We start from the raw sequence: 26,542 nt of genomic DNA on the forward strand, positions 1-26,542 counted from the left end.
TATCTTGTACTTTGTGTGCTAAATTCTTGTTCATTAGTCCTTATTATTCTTTTATCCAACGGTAGCTCACGCCGCCCATAATAACGCGTCCAGGTTGCCCAAGTAAATAACGGCTTGTAAAATTGAATAAATTGTCACCGATCAGACGCAGTGTCAATCTGCGGTTCATCAGACTCTTTTCTACCGTCATATTCACCAGTGTATGATAGGGGATAAAGATGTCATATTTGTCGATAAACTGGTTGCCATTGTATTCCTGAAAAGGTGTGGCACTTCTGAAATTGACACGCGCATTGACATTGACGCCCCAGGGTTTATATTCATATTGGGCTTTTGCATTGAACATGTGTCTCGAACGGTCCTCAATACCCCAATAATCCGATTTTTTACTCTGGCGATATTCGCCTGTAGCGGGATCGTTGATCTGGTTATAGGGATAACTTCCCTTGGCAATACTATCCAAAACACTCAAGTCTTTGGCAATCAGGTATTGATAGCCCATCGACAATTGCAGATCTTTGGTCGCCTGATAGGTCAATGAAACTTCAAAACCTTTGTTCATGGCTTTGGGCAGGTTGCGGTAGCTATAGATCTGTGCTACTTTGGTCCCGTTACCTACACTGACTGTGTTGATCTGATTGTTGATCCGATGGTAGAAGACCGAGAAATCGGCCTGAAATCTATTGGACGGACTCCAGGTAAGTCCAATATTGTTTGAAATGCTGGTTTCGGCTTTGAGATTACCCGCTACCAAATTGAGCATATAGCTGTTTTTATAACTCAGTTCTCCGGCTTGATCCATGGCTGCAATCACATCGGCTACGCTCTCTGAACCGACGACCAAATAGTTGGCTGCTGGATTGAAAAAGACCTGATAGCGCATTTTATAGTCGGGTGCCTTAAATCCTGCTCCGATACCACCTTTGATCAAAAGCTTAGGGCTGACATGGTATTGTATACCCAAACTTGGACTCAGATGGCCATTGTAGACATTGGTCTGATCGTAGCGTAGACCCAGCGTCGTCAATAAGCGGTCTACAGGTTTCCATTCGGTCTGCAAATAGGCGAATGCGCTGTTCAAAGAGCGCTTGGCATCCAGATCCTGGTTGTCCATCAGTTCAAGACTGCCGCCTACACCACCGGTAAGTTTGACCTGCTGTGCGGGGCTATACGCAAATTGCTGTTCAATGCGGTGTACATTCTGACCGAATTGCTCGGCACTTGCAACAATACCTTGTTGCAACCATTGTGCGGCAATCTGGGAGTGGAAACGCGAGAAATAGTAACGCGTCATACTGCGCAGTCCCGACTCGAAATTATGGTCGTAACTCGCCGAAAGATTGATGTCCTGATCTTTTTGTTTATCCTGTAGTGCGGCCGATTCGGACCATGCATTGATCATTTCAGATTCTCGGGCTGCATAACGCCCTGTAACGCCCAAAGTGCCATTTTTGCTTGTACGATAACGCACTCGCCCCTGGAAACTATAGTTGGTATAGGGTGGAAATGTGGTGCTCTTGGAGTCCAGATACTGCTTGTCGGTATTAAAACCATCCGTGCGGTAGTAATTGCCCGAAAAGACGGCGCTCCCGCGTTGATTAGCAAAAGGTGTTTCGGCTTCCAGCGTTGCATCAACGGTATTGAGACTGCCATAAAGAAGCGATGCCTGTGCCTGTGGTGTGATTGCACCATGGCGAGTAATGATATTGATCGCACCACCTAATGCGTCACTGCCGTATAAGCAGGAGGATGCGCCTTTGATGATTTCGATACGTTCGATGTTGGTCACCGAGATACGGGATAGGTCAAAATTGCCACTGTTGCGCCCCAGCATGGGTTGTCCGTCTACAAGGACCATCACGTAGTTGCTGCTGAATCCCTGGATCTGTACACCGACGGCTCGGGAGCCCCCGGCAATATCGTTGACGATGGCTATACCCGTCTGTTCTTTTAGAACTTCATCCAGTCGGCGGCTGCCCATAAGCTCAATTTCACGTTTGGTGATGACTTTAACGGGCATGGCGGCATTTTCGGCCTTAACGAGATTGTCTACAGCCTGCGCTTTACCCTGCACATCAACTACATCCATCTGCCTTTCTTCAGCTTTTAACACAATGTTCAACTGCTGATTTTTGTCTTCCAAATCGATAACTTGACGGTACTGCTGATAACCCATGGCCTGTACCTGTAATTCGTAGCGCCCAGCATAGAGCTGACTAAATTGAAATCTCCCTGCAGTATCTGTTTTAAAAGCATATTTGTCCGGATAAAGATATACGGTCGCATTGGCTACGCCTTTATTGGATTCGTTTTTCAATACACCGGAGATTTTCCATTTTTCCTGTGCTTGCAGGGTATAAACCTGGCAGGCACATAAGGCGATCAGGGTGCTTGTTCGAATAGATGAGATGCTTCTAAACACTATTTTTATTTTTACTAATTCTAAATAATGTTACAAAAAACGGTAATCCGTCTGAATTTTTCTCTATGCAAAATGTCATAAATTCTATTTAATCCGTTTTTTGCGGACTGAAAAGTAGTATATTTTAAGGGTTATATTGTTGTTTATTAGTATTTTATACTTCTTTTTATGTTGTGGTGTGCTCTTCTGAAAGATTCGATATAATTTGTATTTAGACTGATTATTGATTTGTTTTGTACTCAAGTTGAAAGGCGAGATGCGAAAACCATTCCTGGAAATCCGCTATCGTCATCATGGAGATAAAAAATTACGATGAGTAGATTTTATGTTGTTATACTGTGTTTTGTGATGCAAATCGGTGGATGGGCGACGGCACAGCAGAGAATCATTACGTTAAACAGTTCGTTGACCGAAACGATCTACGGACTGGGAGTAGGCGAGCGCATGGTCGCTACCGATGTGACAAGTATATCGCCCAAAGCGGCTGCAGCCTTGCCGAGGGTAAGCAAAAATCGGTCGGTTTCGGCCGAAGGTCTGTTATCTTTTAAACCGAGCATCGTCATTGCGAATGAAGGCGATGTATCCAAATCGGTCATTCAGCAGATCCGTGCGGCTGGTGTGAAGTTCGTCTCCATTAAACCAAATTATTCTGTTCCGGGGGCACTTCGTTACATCCAGGAGGTCGCAGATGCCGTCGGTGAATCTGCCGCCGGTAAAAATCTGGTTTCCCGCACGAAAGTAAGCTTGGATCATACCATGGAATTAGTAAAGAAGGAAAATCAGGGTAAAGCAGCGCCCAAAGTATTGTTTTTATATGCCCGTGGTACAGGTACCATGAGTGTGGCAGGTAAGGGCAGTAGCCTGGATGCGATGATTAATCTGGCTGGTGGTAAAAATGCGGTTCAGGAATTTTCGGATTTCAAGCCCTATACGACGGAAGCGCTGGTGCAGGCCAATCCAGATATTGTGTTGCTATTTGATTTTGGCGCGAGTAGTCTTGGCGGAGAGGATGCTATCCTCAAATTGCCGGGCATGCGTATTACGAATGCGGGTAAAAACGGCCGTATCTTGGTGATGAATGCCTCACTACTGGTCAATTTCAGTAACCGGCTGCCTGACGCAATCTTAGCATTGCACCATGGATTTGGAAAAGTAATGGATTCAAAATAAAGCCGGTGCAAAAGAAGCAGAAATTTATCCTATTGGCTTTGGGCCTGGTATTGGTTGTTGTCAGTATCGTTGCCTTGGGGATGGGGGCTTATCATATTCCGTCCGCTGATATCTTAACGATGTTGATGCAAAAATTGCACTTGGGGAGTGCCAGCAGTGTGCCTGATATGCAAGGAGATGTTCTTTTTGAGATTCGTATGCCGCGTCTTTTGCTCGGACTTTTGGTAGGTGCAGCGCTTGGTATATCCGGTGCTGCAATCCAAGGTATATTCCGTAATCCGCTGGCTGAACCAGGACTGATTGGGATTTCGTCAGGAGCGTCTCTTTTTGCGGTATTGATTATTGCCTTTGAGACTTTCCTCTTTACTTCATTATCTGCCTGGATAGGTTATTATTTATTGGCTTTTGGTGCGTTTGTGGGGGCGGGTTTAACAGCCTTTCTCGTTTACCGTATTGCAAGCAAGAACGGGCGCCCCAATGTAACCACCATGTTATTGGCGGGGATTGCTATTAATGCATTTGCGGGGGCGCTAACAGGTTTGATGACTTATCTGTCTACAGAACAGCAGTTGCGTACCATCACTTTCTGGATGCTGGGCAGTTTGGGCGGTGCTACTTGGAATAACTTAACGGCTTTGGCGCCATTTATTTTGATCCCGATATTGATATTGCCCTTTTTTGGTAAGTCGCTAAATGCTTTTGCATTGGGGGAACTGCAGGCAGATCTATTGGGGATGCGCACGGACCGTGTCAAACGATGGGTTGTCATCCTCTCCACATTAGCAGTGGGAGCTTCTGTTGCCGTATCGGGCATCATCGGATTTGTGGGATTGATTGTTCCACATACAGTTCGCCTGATGGGTGGGGCGGATCACAGATTTGTGCTTCCTGGTTCATTGCTATTAGGGGCACTGGTGTTGACATTGGCGGATGTGATCGCCCGGGTCGCTGTGGCACCCATCGAATTGCCCATCGGCGTGATTACAGCATTACTGGGTACACCTGTATTCTTGTATATTTTAATCAAAGATAAATAGCCTTTTGGCAGAAGCTTAAAAAATAATCGCATTATGCTACGTGTAGAGAAGATCAACTATGAAGTGAACGGACGAAAGCTCCTGAAGGATATTACCTTTCAGGTGCGCAAAGGTGAAGTTCTAGCAATTCTAGGAGCCAATGGCGCTGGTAAATCTACGCTGATTGGGGTGCTTTGTGGTGAAAAGAAGCCTGATTCGGGAGCTGTTCATCTTAATGGAAAGGCTTTATCAACATATGACCCAGCGACGCTCTCTAAATGCAGGGCGCTGTTGAGCCAGCAGCAGCAGATGACGCTAAGCTTTAACGTGAAGGAAATTGTGCTGATGGGAAGGTATCCGCATTACAAGAATACACCGAAGGAACATGACTATAGTGTCGTTGCGGAAACCATGGAGCTTTGTGGGGTGTCGGCTTTCGCTGAGCGGGATTTTCTGAGCTTATCGGGTGGCGAACAGCAGCGTGTCCATCTTGCACGCATCTTGGCACAGGTCTGGGACAATCCGGATTCACTGCTGTTATTGGATGAGCCAATCTCTGCCCTCGATTTACACTATCAGCAGAAAGTCCTTGCGATAGCCCGTGCGCTTGCCCGTAAAGGATTTATGGTAGTGCTGATTGTGCATGATGTCAATTTTGCGGCAATGTATGCCGATCGTATCCTCATGCTAAAAAATGGGCGTAAGCTTTTTCATGGAACGCCTGTAGAGGTGCTCGCCCAAAAGGAAATTTATACCATCTTTTCGGTGGAATCAAACGTCATTATGAATCCAAGAACATTGAAACCGTATGTTCAGTTGGAGGAAATGGATATTGATCTGGGTTAGGTTTTTATTTAGAAAGATTATAAATAATTTTAACGTGCCAACTTATTTCTTTAATTTTGAATATTTCGGACATATTTTGTATTTGTAATCATGTTGGTTAAAAGTAAAATAGTAGAGTTATCAGATTGGCTTTTTGAAGAGGAGATTCCGGATAGTTATGTTCCTGACAAACCTTTAGTGGAAAATAGAGTATCCATATCCAAGGATCCTGTGCATATGAAGAATTTCCAGCTATCCACTTCAGGATTGTTTATCTTGCATTCAAAGATGCAGTTTGATCGGCCTGTACAAGTGCTTACGGAGATTGAAGGGGAGACAATCACAAGTCAGTTTATATTTTTTAAGCCGACAGACAGTAAACTACCCTATGGTATGAGCAGACACAATATCCGTTATATTCCTTCGATTAAATCTATTCATGATGTAGAGCCTGGAATCGAATATACTTACTTTATAGCCGTTATATCGAAGGAATATTATCTCAATCTGATTAAACGTGACTCGCTGTTGCATCAACAATTTGTGCACGAGATCGAAAAGGGAGAGTATACATCGTACTCAGAAGAGGACCTGATAGCAACTTACGAGATGCAGCATACCATAGCTGAATTGATTGAATCCAAAAAGAAAGGTGAGATCCGCCGATTGCATACTGAATCGCGTATTGTTGAATTATTGATGTACCAATTTGAGCAATATAACGAGAAGAAGGAAAGTAGTAACTCATTATTCCACGAAGAGGACGTGCAACGCCTGGAGATGGCTCGGCAAATCTTGGAACAACGCATTGCAAATCCACCAACCCAAAAGGAACTCGCTGCAGAGGTACTCACCAGTGAGAGTAAACTCCGAAAGGATTTTAAAGAGTATTTTTCGGTTACTATCCACGATTACCTTATACGGGTACGAATGGAAAAGGCCAAAAGCTATCTTTTGGAAGACAAAATGACAGTTTACGAGGTTGCATTATTAACGGGCTATGGACATCAGAATAACTTTAGCAGCGCTTTTAAAAAATATTATGGGATTTCGCCTGGCGAGCTCAAAATGTAATTAAATTTTCATTGCTACCTGCCTTTTTGAATAGGAAAAATGAGGTCTTCTGAGATTGCGTAACATTTATATTTAATGGATAGTTCCCTGCTGTCAATTCCTGTAAATTTGCTAAATGCAGGTAGTATGATCTGATGCTCAGAGACTAAAAAACAAGGTAGGCGAAGTTGTCGCTTTGGTGGTATAACGATACTCACCCCCGGATGTAAGTGGCCACTAATCCGGAACGATGACGGATCGATTGCGTCGGAAGGATGGTGTTTAAATTGTATTTGCTGTAGAGCAAAAACTTCGTCATGATGTTGGATAGCAAATTGCTCGGTGATATTTTTCGATAGCCGATCATGATTTCCTTTGACCAGGTGGAGCTTGAGTCCTGTATATCTTTTCCTGAACTCTTCCAGTAACAGGACTTCACTATTGATACTTGCATGAACGAGATCACCGACCACAATAACTTGATCGGGTTTATAGTGATCTACTAAGCCTTCAAGTCGTTTAAGATCGGCAATAGCTGTATCAGTAGGGATGGCAATGCCGTTTTTTCTGAAATGTGCAGCTTTGCCAAGATGGAGGTCTGATAGGATCAATGCTTTTTCTGCTTGCCAAAATATAGACCTTTGATTGTTAAGTGTTAATTGTTGTTTATTGAATGTGATTGTTTGTTCAGAAAGCTTCATCTTCTACGTTTCTTTTTTTGCGCGTTGCTCTTCTCCATCCGTTGAATACGTTCAATCAGTGCCTCACTCGACAACGACTGCCGGAGACTGTCTACCTTAATGGGAAAGCTTAATGGCGTATATTCTTGGGCAAAGGTATAACGTATTTTGCTATTATTAATCCTGTCGAACGCTTTTACTAAACGATATTCTTCCAACTGCTGATTAAATACTTCGCTAAAAGCTTGTTTAAGTAGTAAATTGTCGGGATCGTGTTCCATCAGTACCCGGAAAATAATTCCTGATGATGCTTGCAGGGATTTGTTGTTTTGCTGTGTGCCCGGGTAGTTTTGAACAACCAATCCCGAAATAACAGCGATATCCCTAAATTTGCGGCTGGCCATTTCGGCAGAGTTGATGCTGCTAATAACGTCTTCCATTAGGTTTTTACGACTCAAGACTGCTTCGAGCTGAGTCTGGGTCAGTTGAATTTCTTTATCGGAATAGAGTTCAAAACCATAGTCATTCATGGCCATGGAAAAACTGATGGGATACAATTTGCTGATACGATAAGCGACGAGGGCAGCCATCACCTCATGTATTAACCTACCTTCCAAAGGATAGAAAAAGAGATGATAACCTTCTTTCGTTTTGATATGCTCAACCAAGAATTCCGATTCACTCGGTACTGCAGAAAGGGAGGATTGCTTTGCTATAAGAGGAGCTAAAAATTGCAGTTCTTTTTCATTTGAGGGGGGAGTTTGAGATTCGGAGAGCTTTTTTCGAAGAAAGTGACTGAGATTGGACGACAGCGGTAGTCTGCCGCCAAGCCAGCTTGGCGTTATGGCTTTTCCAGATGAATTTTTTACAAATACAGTCATGTCCTTAACCATAATAAGTTCCAGGATTCGTCCTGCGAGTATGAACCGCTCACCTTTTTTAAGTTTGCTTATGAAGTATTCCTCGATCATTCCGATGTAGCCGCCCGAAAGAAACTTGACACGCATCATGGCATCGCCTACAATGGCACCAATATTGAGTCGATGCAGCAAAGCCAAACGACGGTTTTTGATAATCCAATTTCCCTCTTCATCTTGTATAACTTTATGGAATTCTTCGTAGCGTTTACCGATCTTTCCGCCTGCGGTGATAAAATACATGCACCATTGCCATTCTTGCTCTTCCATGTATCTAAAGGCATGGGTATTGGCAATAGTCGCATGCAGTTCTTCCGAACGAAATCCTCCGCCCAAAGCGATTGTTACCATGAATTGAACGAGTACATCAAACGTCTGCACCATCGGGTCGCGGTTTTCAATGGTTTGGGTTTTCACAGCATCTTTCAGCGCTGCAACCTCAATCAGCTCCAGTGAGTGTGTTGGAACGAAGTAGATCGTTGATGTTTCGAAAGGACTATGTCCGCTTCTGCCAGCGCGTTGCATAAATCGAGCTACACCTTTGCTTGATCCTACCTGAATAACTGTATCCACGGGCTTGAAATCTACACCTAAATCTAATGAAGAGGTTGATACAACAGCCTTAAGTTTACCGCTACTAAGATTCTCCTCGATCCATTCACGAATGTGCGCATCGATTGAGCTGTGGTGGAGGGCAATTTGTCCGGCAAAATCGGGGTGCGCCTGTAAAAGGAGCTGATACCACATCTCACTTTGGCTGCGTGTATTGGTGAAGAGAATGGTACTTTTACTATTGAGTATAATAGGAACGACTTGATCAGCCAAGTTTCCTCCTAGGTGACCTGCCCATGGCAGTAGTTCTACTTTACTAGGGTAAATCGGTTTGATTGCAATCCGCTTTTTTTCTTTGGCAACAATTTTAATGTGCTTTTTTTCCGTTGGTAATAGAACTTCCATTGCTTCGTCGAGATTGCCAATTGTCGCTGTGATACCCCAAACACGCAATGCTCTAAATTGTGATTTGAGAAATGCGAGAGCGAGCTCGACCATAACACCGCGTTTGTTGCCCATAAGTTCATGCCATTCATCGACCGTTACGCATTGGAGATTCTTAAAATATTTGTCACGTTGTTTGTGCGCCAGTAGCAAATGCAAACTTTCTGGCGTAACCAGGAGGATATCAGGCATCGATCGCGTCTGTCTGGCTTTGACCTTGGCATCGGTATCCCCATTGCGAACCTCTACTACCCAATCCAGTCCGATATCGTCTATGGCTTTTTGCATGGCACGGGCAAGATCTTTCGCTAACGAGCGCAACGGAGTTATCCACAGTAGTTTTAATCCCTTTTGATACCGTTCTGGCTTATTTAGAAAATCTATCAATACCGCCATAAATAGCGAAAAGGTTTTTCCAAATCCTGTGGGGGCGATAACCAGTCCACTGTATCCCTGTGCATACTTCTCCCAGGCCTTTGTCTGAAAGCTAAAGGGGCTATTTCCTTGGGATTCAAAATAATTGTTTACAATTCGAAATCCCTCACTTTGTACTATTTTATCGCTCACTGTATGCTATCAAACTTTTATTGTATCAATTTTTTAACGTTATCCAATTCGTCGATATCCGCAACAGTTTTATCTTTTCGCCAGCGCAATATCCTCGGAAATCGCAATGCTACACCAGATTTGTGGCGTTTACTGTATCCAATTCCTTCAAAGGCAATCTCAAAAACAAGTTCGGGTTTAACCGTTCTCACCGGACCGAACTTTTCGATTGAATTCTTTTTCACAAATCGGCTTACCTCAAGGATTTCTTTATCGGTAAGTCCTGAATAAGCTTTGGCAATAGTGACTAACTGATCTCCATCCTTTACGGCAAAGGTATAATCTGTGTAATGAGCGCTGCGGCGGCCGCTTCCTTTTTGTGCGTAAATGAGTACGGCATCGATGCTCATGGGATTTACTTTCCACTTCCACCAATCTCCTTTTTTGCGGCCTGCATGATACGTGGAATCAATTTTCTTAAGCATGATACCCTCACTGTTGATTTCGCGCGCTGCCGCCTGAATCTGTTGGAGTGCTGTCCAGTTTTCAGCATGTATCAAGGGTGACAATTTTAAGATGGTATCCCGATTTGCTGTATGGAGTTGTTCCAGCAAGGAGCGCCTATAGGCTAGCGGCTTATCGCGAAGATCGTTACCATGGAGTTCCAACAGATCATAAAGGTAAACTGAAATAGGGACTTCATCTCGAAGCGCTTTTGGAATGGTTTTGCGATTGATCCTTTTTTGAAGTTCGGAAAAGTTGCGTACCTGTCCGTCTTTAACAGCAAGAATTTCTCCATCCAGTACGAAATCTCCTTCCCATTGACTAAGTGCTGCTGTAATTTCCGGAAACTGGGCCGTGACGAGCTCTTCGCCGCGAGACCAGATGTGGATATCTTCATTGCGTTTGATCAGCTGTCCACGGATACCATCCCATTTGTATTCAGCTTGCCATGTGGTAATCTTTCCGAGCTGCTCAGCATCTTTTTCAATAGGATAAGCGAGGCAAAAAGGGTAAGGTTTGGACAAATTTGTGTCACTATATGCACCGCGGACGAGCTTTTCGAATTCGACTTCATTCGGATTCCACTCACCCATAATGCTATGTGCTACGGCACTTGCTTCGGTACCTGTATATTGTGCTATGGTATTGATAAGGCCTTTTGCGGAAATCCCCAAACGGAAGCTTCCGCCCAGAAGTTTGTTAAAGATGAAACGCTCGACTGTAGTCAGTACATTCCAAGAATGTAGAACAAAAGTTTTCTTTTCCGCAATTGTGGCATGCTGCAGGGTGGTAATTTCATCCATCCATTCACTTAAGCTTTTTTCTATCAGTTGAGATGCAGGCGGTAAAAGTAGGGATAAGGTCTCGGATAGATCTCCTACAGCGGCGTATGATTCGACAAATAACCATTCAGGAATTTCCGTTATTTCTAATGTCCAAATCTTGAGATCCTTTACAGCAATGCTACGTTTAGGTCTTTTTCCTGTCATCAGTGCTAAAAACCAAAGTTTGTCTTTTTCAGAGGCTCGATTAAAAAACTCCAAAATAGCCTCTTTTTTCAAGTTCGTCTTATTGCTGCTGTCCAGCGCATTGATTAAGTTCGCAAATTCTTTCATGGGCTGTCTTAAGTCGTTTGTTCCTGAGGATCTTCTTCATCACCGTACTGAGTCGTGACTTCTTCGGCTTCAATACCGATTTCATTCAGGTATTTGGCGAATGTTGCCGTCTGACCGTGTGTGACATATACTTTTTCCGCTGCACTTCCACGTACAGCTTGCAGTAAACCAGGCCAGTCGGCGTGGTCACTGATCGCAAATCCTGCATCAGCACTACGCCATCGTCGTGCACCGCGGATTTGCATCCAGCCCGAACAGATCGCATAAGCCATATTCGGTATCTTTTGAAGCGTTTGGCTATCCAATAAGGCAGGTGGAAGTAATACAATCTGATTGTCGAGTACTTTGAGTCCTTCCTTTAGATCTACAATTTGATAGGGCGGTAATTTTATTCCTTCTTGAAGGTAAGCTTCATTAAGTTTAGCAATACTATAGTGAACAAATACTGGACCCATCTCATGAACTGCATTTAAAATGCGCTGCGACTTTCCCAGTGAATAACCTATAAATACTGAAGTTTTTCTATTGCTCTGGTTGTTTTTAATCCACGATTGCAAGCGTTCATTTTGCGTATCAACTGGCTCCCAACGATAAATAGGGAGACCAAAGGTGCTTTCTGTAATAAGTTCATGACATTTAATTGGTTCAAAAGGTGTCGATAGGCCGTCGTCCTGTATTTTATAATCCCCCGTAAATACAACCACTTTCCCTTTATACTCAAGTCGGATCTGGGCGGAGCCAATAATATGACCCGCCGGATGCAAAGAAACACGTACACCATTAATATGTATAGGTTCATTGTAAGCCAGTCCCTGAACTTGAATATCAGGGCCTATCCGGCTTCGAAGGATATTTACTGTAAAATGATGACAGAGGTATTTTTTCATTCCCCAGTGAGCATGATCTGCATGACCGTGGGAGATAACTGCCAGATCAACAGGTTTCCAGGGGTCAAGATAAAACTTGCCCGGAATACAGTATATACCTTTCGATGTAAAACGTATCATATATCAATAAAACAGCCTTTGATACACTAAAGTTTTACTTATTTCATTCCGATATATCTTGCTTTTGGTAATCCTCAATTTGATTAGTGGTATTCAGCTAAATTTTTTTAGATTTGTTAACCTTGATGCTAAGTTCAAATACACTATGATATTAATTGTTGATGATAATCCGGATAATATTTACTCGTTACAAAAGTTACTTGAATCCAAGAATTTTGAAGTTGATACCGCTCAATCTGGGGAGGAAGCTCTAAAGAAGATTTTAAAATATAATTATGCATTAATTATACTGGATGTTCAGATGCCGGATATGGATGGCTTTGAAGTCGCTGAAAATATTGCAGGGTTTAGCAAAACGAAAGAAACCCCGATAATATTTTTGTCTGCTGTAAATACGGATAAACGTTTTATCACGAAAGGGTACAATTCGGGCGGTTTGGATTACGTGACCAAGCCTGTTGATCCTGATATTCTCCTGTTGAAAGTAAAGACATTTTATCGGTTATATGAACAGACGCAAGCACTTAAAGATGTTCAACAAACATTAGAACTGGAAGTGGAACGGCGAAAGGAGGCACAGAAAGAGTTAAGTTCGAAGGTAGACTATTTGCATACACTTCTGGAGTCTTTACCACAAATTGCATTTACATGTAATCATGAGGGGACTATTGATTTTGTAAATGGTCGCTGGTTTCAGTTTTCCGATGATGCTGTAAAGTTTCCGCAAACATATCCTGGCGATCCGTCTATTGAGCAGGAGCTTCATGCCAGTCTTCGTTCGGGAAAGCCACTAGAAATGGAGGTTCGCATTCAACGACGTACTTGTGGTGAATATCTGTATCAACTCTTGCGTGTGTGGCCTATTTTAGAAAAAGGCGAAAGTAAATGGGTAGGAACATTTACGGATATTGACGCACAGAAAAAGGCAGAAAAGGAAAAAGATGAGTTTCTTAGTATCGCTAGTCACGAGTTGAAAACACCATTGACAAGCATAAAGGCATACATGCAATTACTGGATCGAAAGCTAAAATTAGATGAAGAGAGTGCCGAAGCAAAATATGTAACACGGGTGCAGGGGCAGGTAGACAAACTCAATAGTCTAATTTCTGACCTTTTGGATCTCTCAAAGATCGATAATGGGAAGTTGTTGATTAATAAAAAAGTATTTCCGCTTGAGCATATGGTGAAAAGTGCGATAGACTCCATTGTTCAGACGCATGAGCAAAGCAATATGAAACTGCTACGAACAGGTGATATTACAGATGTACAGATTTATGGTGATGAGATCCGCCTTGAACAGGTGCTGGTAAATTTTTTGACCAATGCCTATAAATATGCTGCTGGTACGGAAAAAGTAATTGTCGACTGTACTGTTATTGGCGATACTGTAAAAATCAGTGTCATTGATTTCGGAATAGGAATACCTGTAGAAAAGCAGGCCGATGTCTTTGAGAAATTTTATCGTGTAGAAGAAACGTCTTTTGATTTTCAGGGACTCGGCATAGGGCTTTATATCTGCGCTGAAATTATTCGTGCTCACCAAGGAACGATTTCTGTTGAGAGTTCGGGTGGACAAGGAGCTACGTTTTCCTTTACTTTACCTGTAACTATACCCGAGGATGCCAAATGCTAAGATAATCAGTAATATAACTTGGGGAATCGGTTTTTCATTGATTGTACTGCTTATGAGTTCTACGGCTTCCTATATCGGGATTGAGGAACAAAACAGGCATCGTCGGGAGCTTGCTGTGACAAGAAAGATTATCAATCTATCGAATACCGCCCTTAATTCTTTGCAAGGAGCTGAAACTGGGAATCGGGGGTTTCTGTTAACTGGAAAGGAGAGCTATTTAGAGCCCTTTGATAATGCATTATCAAATTTACCTGCCGAATTAAAGGAAATGGAGATGCTAACTCATCAGGATCCAGTACAAGGAGTTAAGGTGGATAGCTTCCTAACAGCAGCAAACTTGAGGATGGAAATTTTAAAGGAATCGGTAGCTACCAAAAGAAAGGGTGGGGTGGTTAGTGCTGCGCAGTTGGATCGCAGTAAAATGGTGATGGACAAATGCCGTCATATTATCGATGAAATTATTAGATATGAGGATGAGCATATTGACCGAAAATCGGCTAAACTGGATAATTCCTCTTTAATTACAACATTATTTATTGTAATCAGTGCTTTACTTTCTCTTATTATTACCAGTTATTTTTATGTTCGGTTAAGGAGAGATTTCAAAAAGCGCCTAACGCTTGAAAAATCACTTCGGGAAAAGGATGAAGTAATTTCAAAACGTTTAAATTTAATCCAAAGGATTACTAATCGTATCGCATTGGGAGAATACGATGTAAGAGTGGAAGAATTGGAGGATGACGATCTTGGCGCGATAGCGAAATCTGTTAACAGGATGTCTAAAGCGCTGCAGAAATCCTTTGGACAACTTACTGATAATGACTGGTTGCATGCGGGTTATGCTCAACTCTATATAGAATTAATGGGGAATAAAAACGAAGATGCGATTGCTTCGGATTCCATTAAAACCCTTGTGAGCTATATGGATGCGGTTAGTGGTGCAATTTATATTTTTAATGAAGAGAGATTACTATTAATGGGTACCTATGGACTGGATAGTCAGGTGCAGAAATCTTTCTTACCTGGCGAAGGATATATCGGTCAGGTGTATATTGACCGGCAAACAAAAGCTCTAAATAATATTAATACGGGGGAATATGTAGTAAGTTTTGCGAATGGAAAAATTAATGTGCCTTATATTCAATTCTTACCTTTATTGGTTGAAGATAAAGTGCTAGGGGTATTAGAAATCGGTCAAATGAATAATTTTACTGCAGTTGAATTAACCTTTCTCCATGAGTGTGCCAGGCAGATAAGCATTGCGTTGATGTCCGCCAAAGGACGTGCAAAGATTCAAACATTATTGGAAGAGACCCAAGTGCAGTCTGAAGAGCTGTTGACACAACATGCAGAACTTGAGAGTTTAAATGCAGAACTGGAGGCTCAAACGCTACGTCTTCAGTCTTCGGAAGAGGAATTAAAAGTTCAACAGGAGGAACTTATACAATCCAATAAAGAGCTGGAAGAGCGTTCTAGATTGCTCGAAGATAAAAATCTAATGATTGCAGAACGCAATAAGGAAATTCAACTGAAGGCCGAGGAGTTGGCGATGAGCACGAAATATAAATCGGAATTTTTAGCCAATATGTCCCACGAACTCCGTACCCCGCTCAATTCAATTTTGCTACTTTCGCGGTTGCTGTCAGAGAACGTCAGCGAGAATCTGAATTCAGATCAGATTGAGTCTGCCAAAGTCATTCAGAGTTCGGGATCAAGTTTATTAACACTTATTGATGAAATCTTAGACCTTTCTAAAATTGAATCCGGCAAGATGACTGTGGAATATACGACGTTGGATCTAAACGACATTCTATCAGATTTAAATAGTCTGTTTTTGCCGGTTGTACAAGAAAAGGGATTGATTTTCAAAACGAATATCAGTGATGAGGTGGCTGCAAGATTTGAGGGCGATCGTCTTCGGATAGACCAAGTTCTTCGCAATTTGATTTCGAACGCAATAAAATTTACCAAGGAAGGTGAGGTACGCTTGGATATTTACGAAGATTCCCAGGATAAGGATAAGTTGGTTTTTGCCGTTGTTGATTCTGGTATCGGTATACCCCTTGAGAAGCAAAAAATCATTTTTGAAGCTTTTCAACAGGCAGATGGATCGACCAGAAGAAAGTATGGCGGTACAGGTTTAGGACTTTCTATTAGCCGTGAAATTGCGCGTCTTTTGGGTGGAGAGATTAGGTTGGAGAGTGCGGAGGGGAAAGGCAGTACATTTTTGTTTGTTATTCCAAAATATAAAAATGAGGTCCGTGAGGTACTGACGAAAGAAGAGAAGCTTGTTGATGAGATATCTTCAGAGGTGGAGGACGTCATTGAGCTCATTAGAGAGGATGGTTATGATCCATTAACGATTCCCATCCCAGAGGAAGTACCTGATGACCGAGATACGATTAAAGAGGATGACAAGGTAATATTGATTGTAGAGGACGACGTTAATTTCGCTAAGGCCCTATTGCAGTATACACGCAAACAAACGTATAAGGGTGTTGTGGTGGTGCGTGGTGACCACGCTTTGCCTGCAGCATTAAAATACAAACCTGCTGCTGTTTTATTGGATATACAATTGCCCGTAATGGATGGATGGGCAGTTATGGATCGATTGAAGGGTGACAAGGCAACACGCCATATTCCCGTGCATGTCATGTCCTCCCTATCGGTAAAAAAAGAAAGTTTATTAAAAGGAGCGATTGATTTCATAAATAAGCCTGTTGCTTTAGAGCAAATGACAAACATATTTCAAAAGATTGAATTGGCTCTAAAGTCCTCTCCGAAGAAAGTACTTATTGTGGAGGAAAATCCCAAACATGCCAGTGCACTATCTTATTTTTTAAGTAGTTTTAATATCGCCCTTGAAGTAAAAAATAATGTTGAAGACAGTATCACGGCTTTGCGCACGGCCGATGTTGATTGTGTAATTTTGGATATGGGGGTGCCCGATGAAATGGGATACCATACCTTGGAGGCTATTAAGCAGCATGAAGGTCTTGAAAACTTACCTATCATCATCTTTACCGGAAAAAATCTGTCCAAATCTGAGGAACTCAAGATAAAGAAATATGCAGATTCCGTTGTGGTGAAGACTGCACATTCCTATCAGCGTATTCTTGATGAAGTCGGGTTGTTTTTGCATTTAATAGAAGTCAATAATGCAGATGATATAAAAAGAAAGAATAATGGATTAGGGTCATTAACCGATGTGTTGAAACGAAAGAGGGTACTCATAGCCGATGATGATGTTCGAAATATCTATTCCTTGACCAAAGCTTTGGAGAAATTTAAAGTAAAGGTCCTTCCGGCCATGGATGGAAAAGAGGCCTTAGATGTCCTTGCTTCGGGAGAATCCGTCGATATCGTGCTGATGGATATGATGATGCCTGAGATGGATGGCTATGAGACGATCAAAAATATCCGTCAGAATTCCCAATACGGAGCACTACCAATTATTGCTGTTACGGCAAAGTCGATGATTGGTGATCGGGAGAAATGCATTCAGGCTGGTGCGTCTGATTATATTTCCAAACCGGTGGATATTGATCAATTGCTGTCTTTATTGCGTGTGTGGTTATATGATAATTAAGGAAGTTTGGATATATGGATCAAAATAAGGTGATATTAATTGTAGATGACGATCAGCGAAATATCTTTGCATTGCGTTTGACTCTAAAGGCCAACGGATATCGGGTGTTGAGCAGTAATTCAGCTCTGGATGCGATCCGACTATTGAAAACGGACGATCAGATTGCCCTGGTTTTGTTGGATATGATGATGCCGGAGGTCGACGGTTATGAAACAATACAGTTAATCCGAAAGTTGAATTCCAATAGTCGGTTACCTATTGTAGCTGTTACGGCACAAGCGATGAGTGGGGATAGAGAAAAATGTTTACATGCCGGGGCGCAAGCTTATATTTCTAAACCTATTGACGTTGATAAATTGACGCTTGAAATTGAAAGATTGATTTAGATGTTGGGCTATAATATGATAGGAGACCATGAGGTTGATATCTTGCTTGAGGATATATACCGTCAATATGGCTATGATTTTTTGCAGTACAGTAGAGCCTCCATTAAGAGAAGGATTAATCGAATAATGACCAACGATCGATTGGCAAGCTTTGCTGAACTGCGATTTGCTTTGAAAGACAATGCCGAATTTCTACAACATTTCGTTGAAGAGATTACGGTAAATTTGACAGAGATGTTTCGGGACCCACTATTTTTTCGGGAACTTCGAGAAGAAATTCTTCCTCAATTGGGTACCTATCCTTTAATACGGATCTGGGTTGCTGGCTGCTCTACAGGTGAAGAAGCATATTCTATGGCCATTTTGTTAAAAGAAGCTAATCTATACCATAAGTCGTTGATTTATGCAACAGATATTAATCCTAGAGTTCTTGAGATTGCGCGTAATGGCGTTTATCCATTGAGCTTGGTCAGGACTTTCTCTGAAAATTATATGGAATCAGGGGGAAAGCAGGACTTTTCGAATTATTATACTGCCAATTATGAGTGTGCAAAATTTGATGATGAATTGAAAAGAAAAATGATTATATCAACGCATAATTTGGTGTCCGACACTTCGTTTAACAGTTTTCAATTGATTTTGTGCCGCAATGTATTGATTTACTTCAATAAGGAATTGCAGGAACGAGTTTTTAAATTATTCGACTCGAGTCTTGAAAATTTAGGATATTTAGGTTTAGGTAGTAAAGAAACGATACGATTTTCTAGCATTCAGCATAACTTTACGGCTGTTGGCAATCATAAAATTTGGAAAAAACTTTATACCTTGTAGCTGTATGCATGTAGATATGATTTTTTATCCAATATTAAACGTAGGGAGTAAAGTATTTTAACTATTTTATGAGTAAAACAAAAACTGTATTAATATTTGATGACGATACCATTATTTTGGAAGTCATAACTGTCGTATTAATGGATTTAGGGTTGAATGTTGAAGTTTCCGAAACTTCTCATGATATTATCCCACGGGTCGAATCTTCAAAGCCTGATCTCATCTTGATGGACAATTGGATTCCTAATATAGGAGGTGTTGAAGCAACTAGGCTGCTGAAAGCGGATGTTCGATTTAATCATATTCCCGTAATTTACGTTTCAGCGAACAACGATATTCAATCGCTGGCTGATCGCGCCGGAGCAGATGATTTTCTATCCAAACCATTTGATTTGGAAGATCTGGAAAATATTGTACATAAATATATCGCTTAACACAATTGGTATGCGGATCTGCTACCAGCAATGGTTTAGTTCTTCACTTGGTAGAGTTCCTTACAAAATAAAAAAGCCTTTCATTTCTGAAAGGCTTTTTCTGCGGAGAGTGAGGGATTCGAACCCCCGAACCTGTGACAGTTAACGGTTTTCAAGACCGCCGCATTCGACCACTCTGCCAACTCTCCGCGACAAAAGTACGAATTTTTGCTCTTCCACCAAATTTTATTTTATAAATTGAGCTTATTGAGCTTTTATAAGCTGAATATCAGCACTAAATTTTACTTCATCACTTACCATCACGCCACCTGTTTCCAGTGCAGCATTCCAGCTAAGTCCAAATTCCGAACGTTTTATTTTACCTTCTACGATAAACCCAGCTTTGGTATTGCCCCAAGGATCTTTTTGTATGCCAGCAAACTCTAAGTCGAATGATACGGGCTTAGTAACATCACGTATCGTCAGATTTCCTTTAATCTCATCATTTTCTAAACTCGTTGCTTCAAACGTAATCTCTGGATATTTTTCTACATCAAAGAATTCTGCGCTTTTGAGGTGGCCATCGCGTTGTTCATTACGCGTGTTGATAGATGCCGTATCAATAACTACTTTCGCAAGCGCATTTTTAAAATCTTCTCCCGCTGCATCAACATCTATTTTAAAAATGTCAAAGTTTCCTTTAACGTTTGTGATCATCATGTGTTTTACTTTGAATTCTATCTCGCTATGTGCAGCGTCTAATTCCCATTTTCCTTGTGCCATAATTTTATGTTTTTATTATTTGTTTAATAACACAAAGGTAACAGCTGTTTTATTTATTTTGTTTGACCTACATCAATAAAATAATCTTGTTGAAATGCAACGAGTTATTGGAAAACCACAAAAAAATCGAATTGATATTTTGGAAATATGAAGCAAATGTCTACTTTTGCATTACCAAAAGAAACGCGCCAATAGCTCAGCTGGATAGAGCATCGGTTTTCTAAACCGACGGTCTCAGGTTCGAATCCTGATTGGCGTACTAAAAAGCTCTTTTATTTAGCATAAAGGGGCTTTTTGTGTGTGGTACTTTCACGCATTACCTAATATTTTTAAATCACATAAGAATTGGGGATCATAAGGATCATATCGAAAGTTTTGGGTAAATGATCGATATGTCGTATTTAGAGCGCTGTCGTTTGACTCTCCATATTAATAATTTTGTTTACTAAAAAGCGTGTTAATATGGAGGAGAGATTCAAAAAACAAGTATATGAAGTGGCTAAATTGATTCCACATGGACGGGTGACGACCTATGGGGCGATTGCCAAGGCCCTAGGTTATCCCAATCATTCGCGGCATGTTGGCAAGGCAATGGGTGGATGCCCGGCCGATGTTCCGGCCCACCGAGTAATTTCAAGTGGGGGGATGCTAGCAGTGCCTGGATTTCAGGAACGTTTGGAAGCAGAGGGACTTGTTATAAAGAACTGTCGAGTTAAGGATTTTAAAAAGTTGTTCTGGGATCCAATAAAGGAATTAAATGATTAATTTAAAGAAATGAGATCCTGTGCTTTCCTACGTGGAATGAATGTGAAAGGAATTGATATTAAGATGGCTGATGTCACATCCATAATGGCTTCTGGAAATATTATCTTTTCGTCTGACCAGCCGGCAGAACTCCTTGAGCGGTTAATGGAAGAATGCATGTCGACACATTTTTTCTATGATGCTTCCTTGTTTATCCGGTCAAAGGAAGAAGTGTGTTTGCTCGAGAAAAATAATCCTTTCGACATGCATGACGATTATAATGTATATGCATTTGTTGGACTCGACGGCATCGAAAGGATATTGATGGGCGAATTCAACCATTCAATCCCTTTGCCTGGGGAGAATGCTGAAATAGTCCATGCTATTTTTTATTGGCGAGTGCCCAAAGGGAATACCTTGGATTCGGCGTTTGGAAACGTGTTGCGGAAAAAGCATTTGAAAAATAAAATGACAAGCCGTAATATAAATACTTTTGGGAAGATATTGCAAAACATGGGCGAATCATAAAAAGAGCCCATTTCTACTTGGGCTCTCTATCTTTTCAATACTTTTATCAGTTTTAATTTATCGTTCTTGATCGATCTCTGCGGATTGAGCCCAGATGTTAATATGACCGTCTTTTGCATAGAGATCAATTTCTTGAATCTCATCTTGACTAAAAGACAAATTTGTTAGTGCACCTACACAATCTTTAACTTGCTGTGGTTTTGATGCACCGATCAGCGCAGATGTAACCTGTTTCTTACGTAGGACCCAAGCGATAGCCATCTGCGCTAGAGATTGTCCTCTACGCTGTGCGATAGCATGTAAAGAAAGGATATTTTTCTGATTCTCTTCGTTTAGGAATTTTTTCTGAAGTGATTTTGATTGCGAAGCGCGGCTGTCTTGAGGGACTTCATGCAAGTACTTGTCGGTGAGCATGCCTTGCGCCAGCGGCGAAAATACAATAGAGCCAATTCCAATCGACTCCAAGGTATCAAGTAAGCCATCAGTTTCTACCCATCTATTAAGCATGGAATAGCTGGGCTGGTGAATAATGAAGGGTGTCCCTAATGATTTTAGGATCGCATAAGCTTCCTTAGTCCTTTGGGAATTATAAGATGAAATACCTACATAAAGCGCTTTTCCGCTGCGGACCAAATGATCTAGCGCTAACATGGTTTCTTCTAATGGTGTGTTAGGGTCGAAGCGATGGGAATAGAAGATATCAACATAGTCGATACCCAGTCGTTTAAGTGATTGTTCACAGCTTGCGATCAGATATTTACGGCTACCCCATTCTCCATAGGGTCCACTCCACATGTGATAACCTGCTTTTGATGAAATGATGATTTCGTCCCGTAGGCCGTGAAATTGTTCCTGTAAAATTTGTCCAAAGGCTTTTTCAGCACTTCCAGCAGGTGGTCCATAATTGTTTGCAAGATCGAAATGCGTAATGCCGAGGTCAAATGCCGTTGTACAGATATCTGCTTTGGTTTGATGCGGAGTATCGTCTCCGAAATTATGCCACATGCCTAAAGATATTGCTGGTAATAAAAGGCCGGATTGCCCGCAGCGGTTATAGATCATATTACGGTATCGGGCTGAATTTGGTATATACTGCATAGTATTGAATAAGTTTCCTATAAACTAAGATAAATTTTTGCTTATTTGCAAGTTTTGCTCGTAAGTTTTTGGAGTGAGGGGAACTTTACGATGAATCGTGTGCTATTTTAATTACGAGACATAGAGAAAACTGTTCTAATTTGGCTTTCGCAAAACTAAATTTTATGTATTTTTATACACACTAAAGAATTGTTTTATGGAAGCGATAAGGAAAGTTCAAATCACGCTATATTTTGTCTTGATTACTGTATTTAATGGTTATGCACAGTCAAAACATCTGCTTTTTAAAACCGAATTCGGTAATTTTAAAGTTGTTCTTTATGACTATACACCTCATCATCGTGATTTAATTTTGCGTTCAATTCGAGATCATGTTTATCACGACGCTTTATTTAATCGGATTATCGAAAATTTTGTTGTACAGGGCGGAGAGCATGATATAGATATTGCAAAACGTGAGGCTGCAGATCCTCTTCATCAACAGCCACGGCTGGCAGCGGAATTCGACGATCGTGCTTTTCATAAAATGGGAGCACTTGGCGCGGGACGAGACGGGAACCCCGAAAAGGCATCTTTTTTGAATCAAATCTATTTTGTTGTGGGGAAGAAAATGACAGCAGCGGAACTCCACAGTTTGGAATTAAAGAAAGGTATAAAATATACTGCTGCACAAAGGAAAGAGTACCTTACCAATGGTGGGCAGCCCAGACTGGATCATGATTTTACTGTTTTTGGTGAAATTTATGAAGGTTTTGAGGTAATCATGAAGATTAGCCAGCTAAAAACGGACAATCAAGATTATCCACTTCAAAAAGTGCCTTTCGAGATTGTCGAGATTAGTAAATAATTTTATAAACCCTTACTGGACGTCGTATGAAGCGGATCCAGCAAGGGGCTGTTTGTGAAGTTAAAAAGCGACTTTTTTAGGGTCCGATCCAGAAAACCCCATTTCAGGTAAATCGAGGATAGTTTTGATATCGCTTGCTGTCAGCTCAAAATCGTCGATAGCTAAATTTCGTTTTATATTATCGGGATTGGTTGATTTTGGCAGCGGCAAGATGCCCTGAGATAAGGCAAATTTGATACAGATTTGTCCAACACTTGTATTCTTTTCCTTAGCCAGTGCAACGAGTGTTTCATCCTGTAATATTCTGCCCGAACCCAGGGGTGACCAAGCCTGAACAAGGATGTCATTGGATTGGCAGAGCGCCACGGTATCTTTCTGAAGATAACCCGGATGAAATTCAATTTGGTTCACGGCAGGTACGATTGTCGCTGACTCCAATAATTTGGCGAGGTAGTCTTTTGGGAAATTACTCACACCGATCGCTTTTATTTTTCCCTGTTGATACAGATGCTCAAAAGCTCGCCAGGTGTCCGCATTGATGTCAGCCCAGTTTGCAAATTGTGTTTCATTGGCTGGCCAGTGAATCAGGTAAAGATCGAGATAGTCCAATTGTAGATCGCTGAGTGATTTTTCAAATGCAGCAATTGTCTTATCGTATCCACGTTCGGTATTCCAGAGTTTTGTTGTAATAAACAGTGAATTACGATCTATACCACTGTCTTTTATAGCCTTTCCAACACTCTTTTCGTTTCCATATATAGCTGCAGTGTCAATATGTGTGTATCCAGCGGCAAGAGCTTCTTTAACTGCCTGATAAGCTTCTTCGCCCTCGGGAATTTGCCAAGTTCCAAATCCAATTGCCGGAATTTCAACTCCATTGTTCAATTTGAATGTTTTCATTGTCAGTTGTGTTTTTTAATTTGAGCTAAAATAGGATTTCGCCTGTAGTATCCGGTCACTGAAATGTCAAGAGGAATACTTTTGGGTGGAGCTGAAGCGACTTATTCTGTATTGCCAAAATATATTTATTTTCACAATTTTATTGTCAAAAGGGGTGCAATTCCTCGTTAATTATGGCATTAATTCTTATCTTTAGGCGAATTTTGAGAAATTCAGATTTTTCAATGATTTCACATAGCATTAAAAATTAAACATATTTCTAATAGATTACTATGTCAAACAAATCAAAAATTGTTTGGACAAAAACAGATGAAGCTCCTTTATTAGCGACTTATTCGTTTTTGCCTATCGTTCAAGCGATTACAGCTACAGCTGGTATCGATGTTGAATTGAGAGATATCTCTTTAGCAGGCCGTATTCTTGCTAGCTTTCCAGAATTTTTAAAAGAAGATCAAAAAATTACTGATGCATTGGCTGAGTTGGGACAGTTGGCAACAACTCCTGAAGCAAACATCATTAAATTACCGAATATCTCCGCATCAATTCCGCAGTTAAAAGGTGCTATCGCTGAATTACAGCAAGCAGGATATGCTGTTCCGAACTATCCTGATGAAGCGACCACAGATGAAGAAAAATCAGCCAAAGCTAAGTATGCAAAGGTATTGGGTTCTGCTGTAAATCCTGTATTACGTGAAGGAAACTCAGATCGCCGTGCACCTAAAGCAGTTAAGAATTATGCAAAAGCAAATCCACATAAAATGGGTGCTTGGGCGAAAGATTCTAAAACAAAGGTTGCATCGATGACTTCAGGTGATTTCTATGGTTCAGAACAATCTGTAACCGTTGAAAATGATGGTCAATTCAAAATTGAGTTTGTTGATGCGCAAGGTGCAGTAACAGAATTAAAAGGACTTTCTGCATTGAAAGCGGGTGAAGTTATTGATTCTTCAACGTTGAGCTTAACTGCATTGAAAGCTTTTGTAGCTGATGCTATCGCTGAAGCGAAAGCTGCAGGGGTATTGTTGTCTGCACATTTAAAGGCAACAATGATGAAAGTTTCTGATCCGATTATATTTGGTGCTGTTGTTGAAACTTATTTTGCAGATGTTTTTGCGCAATATGGCGATTTGTTCAAAGAACTGGGTATCAATAAAAATAACGGTTTAGGCGAGGTTTATGCTAAAATCGCAGGTCATGCAAAAGAGGCTGAAGTGAAAGCTGCTATAGACGCTGCTATCGCAAATGGTCCTGCTTTAGCGATGGTAAATTCGGATAAAGGTATTACAAATTTCCACGTACCTTCTGATGTAATTATTGACGCTTCTATGCCAGCAATGATCCGTATCGGTGGTAAGATGTGGAATAAAGACGGTCAAGAAGAAGATACGATTGCTATGGTTCCTGATCGTTGTTACGCTGGCGTTTACGAAGCGACAATTGAAGACTGTAAGGAGCATGGTGCTTTAGATCCAAAAACAATGGGTTCTGTGCCAAACGTAGGTTTGATGGCGCAAAAAGCTGAGGAATACGGATCCCATGATAAAACTTTTCAAGCTGCAGGAAACGGAGTTATTCGTGTGGTTGATGCGGAAGGAAATGTTTTCATGGAGCAAAAAGTAGAGACAGGAGATATCTTCCGTATGTGTCAAACGAAAGATGCTCCGATTCAAGACTGGGTGAAATTGGCTGTAAATCGTGCCCGTCTATCTGAGACACCAGCTGTATTCTGGTTGGATGAAAACCGCGCACATGATAGAGAAATCATCAAAAAAGTAGAAAAATACTTGCCAACCTTTGATACAACTGGTCTGGATATTCGTATTTTATCTCCGATTGATGCGACGAAATTCTCTTTGGAACGTATTCGTAAAGGCGAAGATACTATTTCCGTGACTGGTAACGTATTACGTGATTATTTGACGGATTTATTCCCGATCTTAGAAGTGGGTACATCAGCTAAGATGTTGTCGATCGTTCCATTGATGAATGGTGGTGGTTTATTTGAAACAGGTGCTGGTGGTTCGGCTCCGAAACACGTAGAACAATTCCTTCAAGAAGGTTACTTGCGTTGGGATTCATTAGGCGAATTCTTGGCACTTGGTGCTTCTTTGGAACACTTGTCTCAAACACAAAATAATCCAAAAGCGCTGGTATTGGCGGAGACATTGGATGAAGCAACGGAGAAATTCTTGGCTAATGACAAATCTCCGGCACGCAGAGTTGGTCAGATCGATAACCGTGGGTCGCATTTCTACTTGACATTATACTGGGCTCAGGCTTTGGCAGCGCAAACAAAAGATGCTGAATTAGCGGAGAAATTTGCGACCGTTGCAAATGTGTTAACAGAAAATGAAGCGAAAATCAATGAAGAGTTGATCGCGGCTCAAGGGCATGCACAAAACATCGGTGGTTATTATTTCCCGAATGATGAATTGGCAGCTAAGGCAATGCGTCCATCTGAAACATTGAATAATGCAATTTCCAGCATTTAAGCGGTAATTGCTTTCATAACAAAGAAGCCCAGTTCGATTGATCTGGG

21 protein-coding genes and 2 tRNA genes are annotated in these 26,542 nt (G+C 41.3%); 14 read left to right on the plus strand and 9 right to left on the minus strand.

What is annotated here, in order from left to right:
• Nucleotides 1–43 precede the first annotated feature (43 nt).
• The gene (locus B2107_RS01860; RefSeq protein ID WP_293952625.1) at nucleotides 44–2,422 is read right to left on the minus strand and encodes a TonB-dependent receptor; all 2,379 of its coding nucleotides are present in this window, start codon (nucleotides 2,420–2,422) and stop codon (nucleotides 44–46) included.
• A gap of 312 nt (nucleotides 2,423–2,734) precedes the next feature.
• Between B2107_RS01860 and B2107_RS01865 the strand changes: the two genes are divergently transcribed.
• From B2107_RS01865 to B2107_RS01880, 4 genes are all read left to right on the plus strand, one after another.
• A complete protein-coding gene (locus tag B2107_RS01865; RefSeq protein WP_293952627.1) occupies nucleotides 2,735–3,592 on the plus strand; it encodes a heme/hemin ABC transporter substrate-binding protein in 858 nt (285 codons plus the stop codon).
• A gap of 5 nt (nucleotides 3,593–3,597) precedes the next feature.
• Nucleotides 3,598–4,629, plus strand: a complete 1,032-nt coding sequence (locus B2107_RS01870; protein WP_293952629.1) for a FecCD family ABC transporter permease — start codon at nucleotides 3,598–3,600, stop codon at nucleotides 4,627–4,629.
• Nucleotides 4,630–4,662: 33 nt separating this feature from the next.
• Entirely contained in the window at nucleotides 4,663–5,454 is a 792-nt protein-coding gene (locus B2107_RS01875; protein WP_293952631.1) for a heme ABC transporter ATP-binding protein, read from the plus strand.
• A 90-nt stretch (nucleotides 5,455–5,544) separates the two neighbouring features.
• Entirely contained in the window at nucleotides 5,545–6,507 is a 963-nt protein-coding gene (locus tag B2107_RS01880) for a helix-turn-helix transcriptional regulator (protein ID WP_293952633.1), read from the plus strand.
• Between the two features lie 14 nt (nucleotides 6,508–6,521).
• Here the strand turns inward: B2107_RS01880 and pdeM are convergent, their stop codons facing one another.
• Genes pdeM through B2107_RS01900 form a run of 4 tightly spaced genes read right to left on the minus strand, consistent with a single transcriptional unit; the run spans nucleotide 6,522 to nucleotide 12,251 of the window.
• Nucleotides 6,522–7,187, minus strand: coding sequence for a ligase-associated DNA damage response endonuclease PdeM (pdeM, locus tag B2107_RS01885; protein ID WP_293952635.1), 666 nt, complete (start codon nucleotides 7,185–7,187; stop codon nucleotides 6,522–6,524).
• Nucleotides 7,184–9,646 (minus strand): ligase-associated DNA damage response DEXH box helicase, encoded by a 2,463-nt coding sequence (locus B2107_RS01890; protein ID WP_293952637.1) that lies wholly within the window; start codon nucleotides 9,644–9,646, stop codon nucleotides 7,184–7,186. The genes pdeM and B2107_RS01890 overlap by 4 nt, the downstream gene beginning before the upstream one ends.
• A gap of 17 nt (nucleotides 9,647–9,663) precedes the next feature.
• Entirely contained in the window at nucleotides 9,664–11,244 is a 1,581-nt protein-coding gene (locus B2107_RS01895) for an ATP-dependent DNA ligase (RefSeq protein WP_293952639.1), read from the minus strand.
• 8 nt (nucleotides 11,245–11,252) lie between these two features.
• Nucleotides 11,253–12,251 carry a ligase-associated DNA damage response exonuclease gene (locus B2107_RS01900; RefSeq protein WP_293952640.1) on the minus strand — a complete coding sequence of 333 codons (999 nt, stop codon included), beginning with the start codon at nucleotides 12,249–12,251 and terminating at the stop codon, nucleotides 11,253–11,255.
• Nucleotides 12,252–12,396: 145 nt separating this feature from the next.
• Between B2107_RS01900 and B2107_RS01905 the strand changes: the two genes are divergently transcribed.
• The 5 genes from B2107_RS01905 to B2107_RS01925 all read left to right on the plus strand — a co-directional run bounded on the left by B2107_RS01905 (nucleotide 12,397) and on the right by B2107_RS01925 (nucleotide 19,124).
• Entirely contained in the window at nucleotides 12,397–13,884 is a 1,488-nt protein-coding gene (locus tag B2107_RS01905) for an ATP-binding protein (protein ID WP_293952642.1), read from the plus strand.
• Entirely contained in the window at nucleotides 13,871–17,473 is a 3,603-nt protein-coding gene (locus tag B2107_RS01910; RefSeq protein ID WP_293952644.1) for a response regulator, read from the plus strand. Before B2107_RS01905 ends, B2107_RS01910 begins: the two co-directional genes overlap by 14 nt.
• Before the next feature lie 14 nt (nucleotides 17,474–17,487).
• Nucleotides 17,488–17,859: a response regulator gene (locus B2107_RS01915; RefSeq protein ID WP_293952646.1), complete on the plus strand. Its 372-nt coding sequence runs from the start codon at nucleotides 17,488–17,490 to the stop codon at nucleotides 17,857–17,859.
• Nucleotides 17,860–18,690, plus strand: coding sequence for a CheR family methyltransferase (locus B2107_RS01920; protein ID WP_293952648.1), 831 nt, complete (start codon nucleotides 17,860–17,862; stop codon nucleotides 18,688–18,690). It abuts the gene before it with no gap.
• Nucleotides 18,691–18,758: 68 nt separating this feature from the next.
• Nucleotides 18,759–19,124, plus strand: coding sequence for a response regulator (locus B2107_RS01925; RefSeq protein ID WP_293952650.1), 366 nt, complete (start codon nucleotides 18,759–18,761; stop codon nucleotides 19,122–19,124).
• Nucleotides 19,125–19,227: 103 nt separating this feature from the next.
• On the opposite strand, the gene B2107_RS01930 is transcribed toward B2107_RS01925, so the two are convergent.
• A tRNA-Ser gene (locus B2107_RS01930) sits at nucleotides 19,228–19,312 on the minus strand.
• A gap of 55 nt (nucleotides 19,313–19,367) precedes the next feature.
• Entirely contained in the window at nucleotides 19,368–19,886 is a 519-nt protein-coding gene (locus tag B2107_RS01935; RefSeq protein WP_293952652.1) for a YceI family protein, read from the minus strand.
• A gap of 185 nt (nucleotides 19,887–20,071) precedes the next feature.
• On the opposite strand from B2107_RS01935, the gene B2107_RS01940 reads away from it, so the two are divergent.
• The 3 genes from B2107_RS01940 to B2107_RS01950 all read left to right on the plus strand — a co-directional run bounded on the left by B2107_RS01940 (nucleotide 20,072) and on the right by B2107_RS01950 (nucleotide 21,158).
• Nucleotides 20,072–20,145 (plus strand) — tRNA-Arg (locus B2107_RS01940).
• 203 nt (nucleotides 20,146–20,348) lie between these two features.
• A complete protein-coding gene (locus B2107_RS01945; protein ID WP_293952654.1) occupies nucleotides 20,349–20,651 on the plus strand; it encodes an MGMT family protein in 303 nt (100 codons plus the stop codon).
• Between the two features lie 9 nt (nucleotides 20,652–20,660).
• On the plus strand, nucleotides 20,661–21,158 hold the full coding sequence (locus B2107_RS01950) for a DUF1697 domain-containing protein (protein ID WP_293952656.1): 498 nt from the start codon (nucleotides 20,661–20,663) through the stop codon (nucleotides 21,156–21,158).
• Nucleotides 21,159–21,215: 57 nt separating this feature from the next.
• Here B2107_RS01950 and mgrA read toward each other — a convergent pair whose 3' ends face one another.
• Nucleotides 21,216–22,256 (minus strand): L-glyceraldehyde 3-phosphate reductase, encoded by a 1,041-nt coding sequence (gene mgrA, locus B2107_RS01955; RefSeq protein WP_293952658.1) that lies wholly within the window; start codon nucleotides 22,254–22,256, stop codon nucleotides 21,216–21,218.
• Between the two features lie 196 nt (nucleotides 22,257–22,452).
• Between mgrA and B2107_RS01960 the strand changes: the two genes are divergently transcribed.
• On the plus strand, nucleotides 22,453–23,103 hold the full coding sequence (locus B2107_RS01960; RefSeq protein WP_293952660.1) for a peptidylprolyl isomerase: 651 nt from the start codon (nucleotides 22,453–22,455) through the stop codon (nucleotides 23,101–23,103).
• 60 nt (nucleotides 23,104–23,163) lie between these two features.
• Here the strand turns inward: B2107_RS01960 and B2107_RS01965 are convergent, their stop codons facing one another.
• Nucleotides 23,164–24,003: an aldo/keto reductase gene (locus tag B2107_RS01965; protein WP_293952662.1), complete on the minus strand. Its 840-nt coding sequence runs from the start codon at nucleotides 24,001–24,003 to the stop codon at nucleotides 23,164–23,166.
• A 272-nt stretch (nucleotides 24,004–24,275) separates the two neighbouring features.
• On the opposite strand from B2107_RS01965, the gene B2107_RS01970 reads away from it, so the two are divergent.
• The gene (locus tag B2107_RS01970) at nucleotides 24,276–26,495 is read left to right on the plus strand and encodes an NADP-dependent isocitrate dehydrogenase (RefSeq protein ID WP_293952664.1); all 2,220 of its coding nucleotides are present in this window, start codon (nucleotides 24,276–24,278) and stop codon (nucleotides 26,493–26,495) included.
• Nucleotides 26,496–26,542 lie beyond the last annotated feature (47 nt).

Origin of the sequence: Sphingobacterium sp. UBA7855 (assembly GCA_002500745.1) — a bacterium.
In the GTDB taxonomy this organism is placed as follows: Bacteria; Bacteroidota; Bacteroidia; order Sphingobacteriales; family Sphingobacteriaceae; genus Sphingobacterium.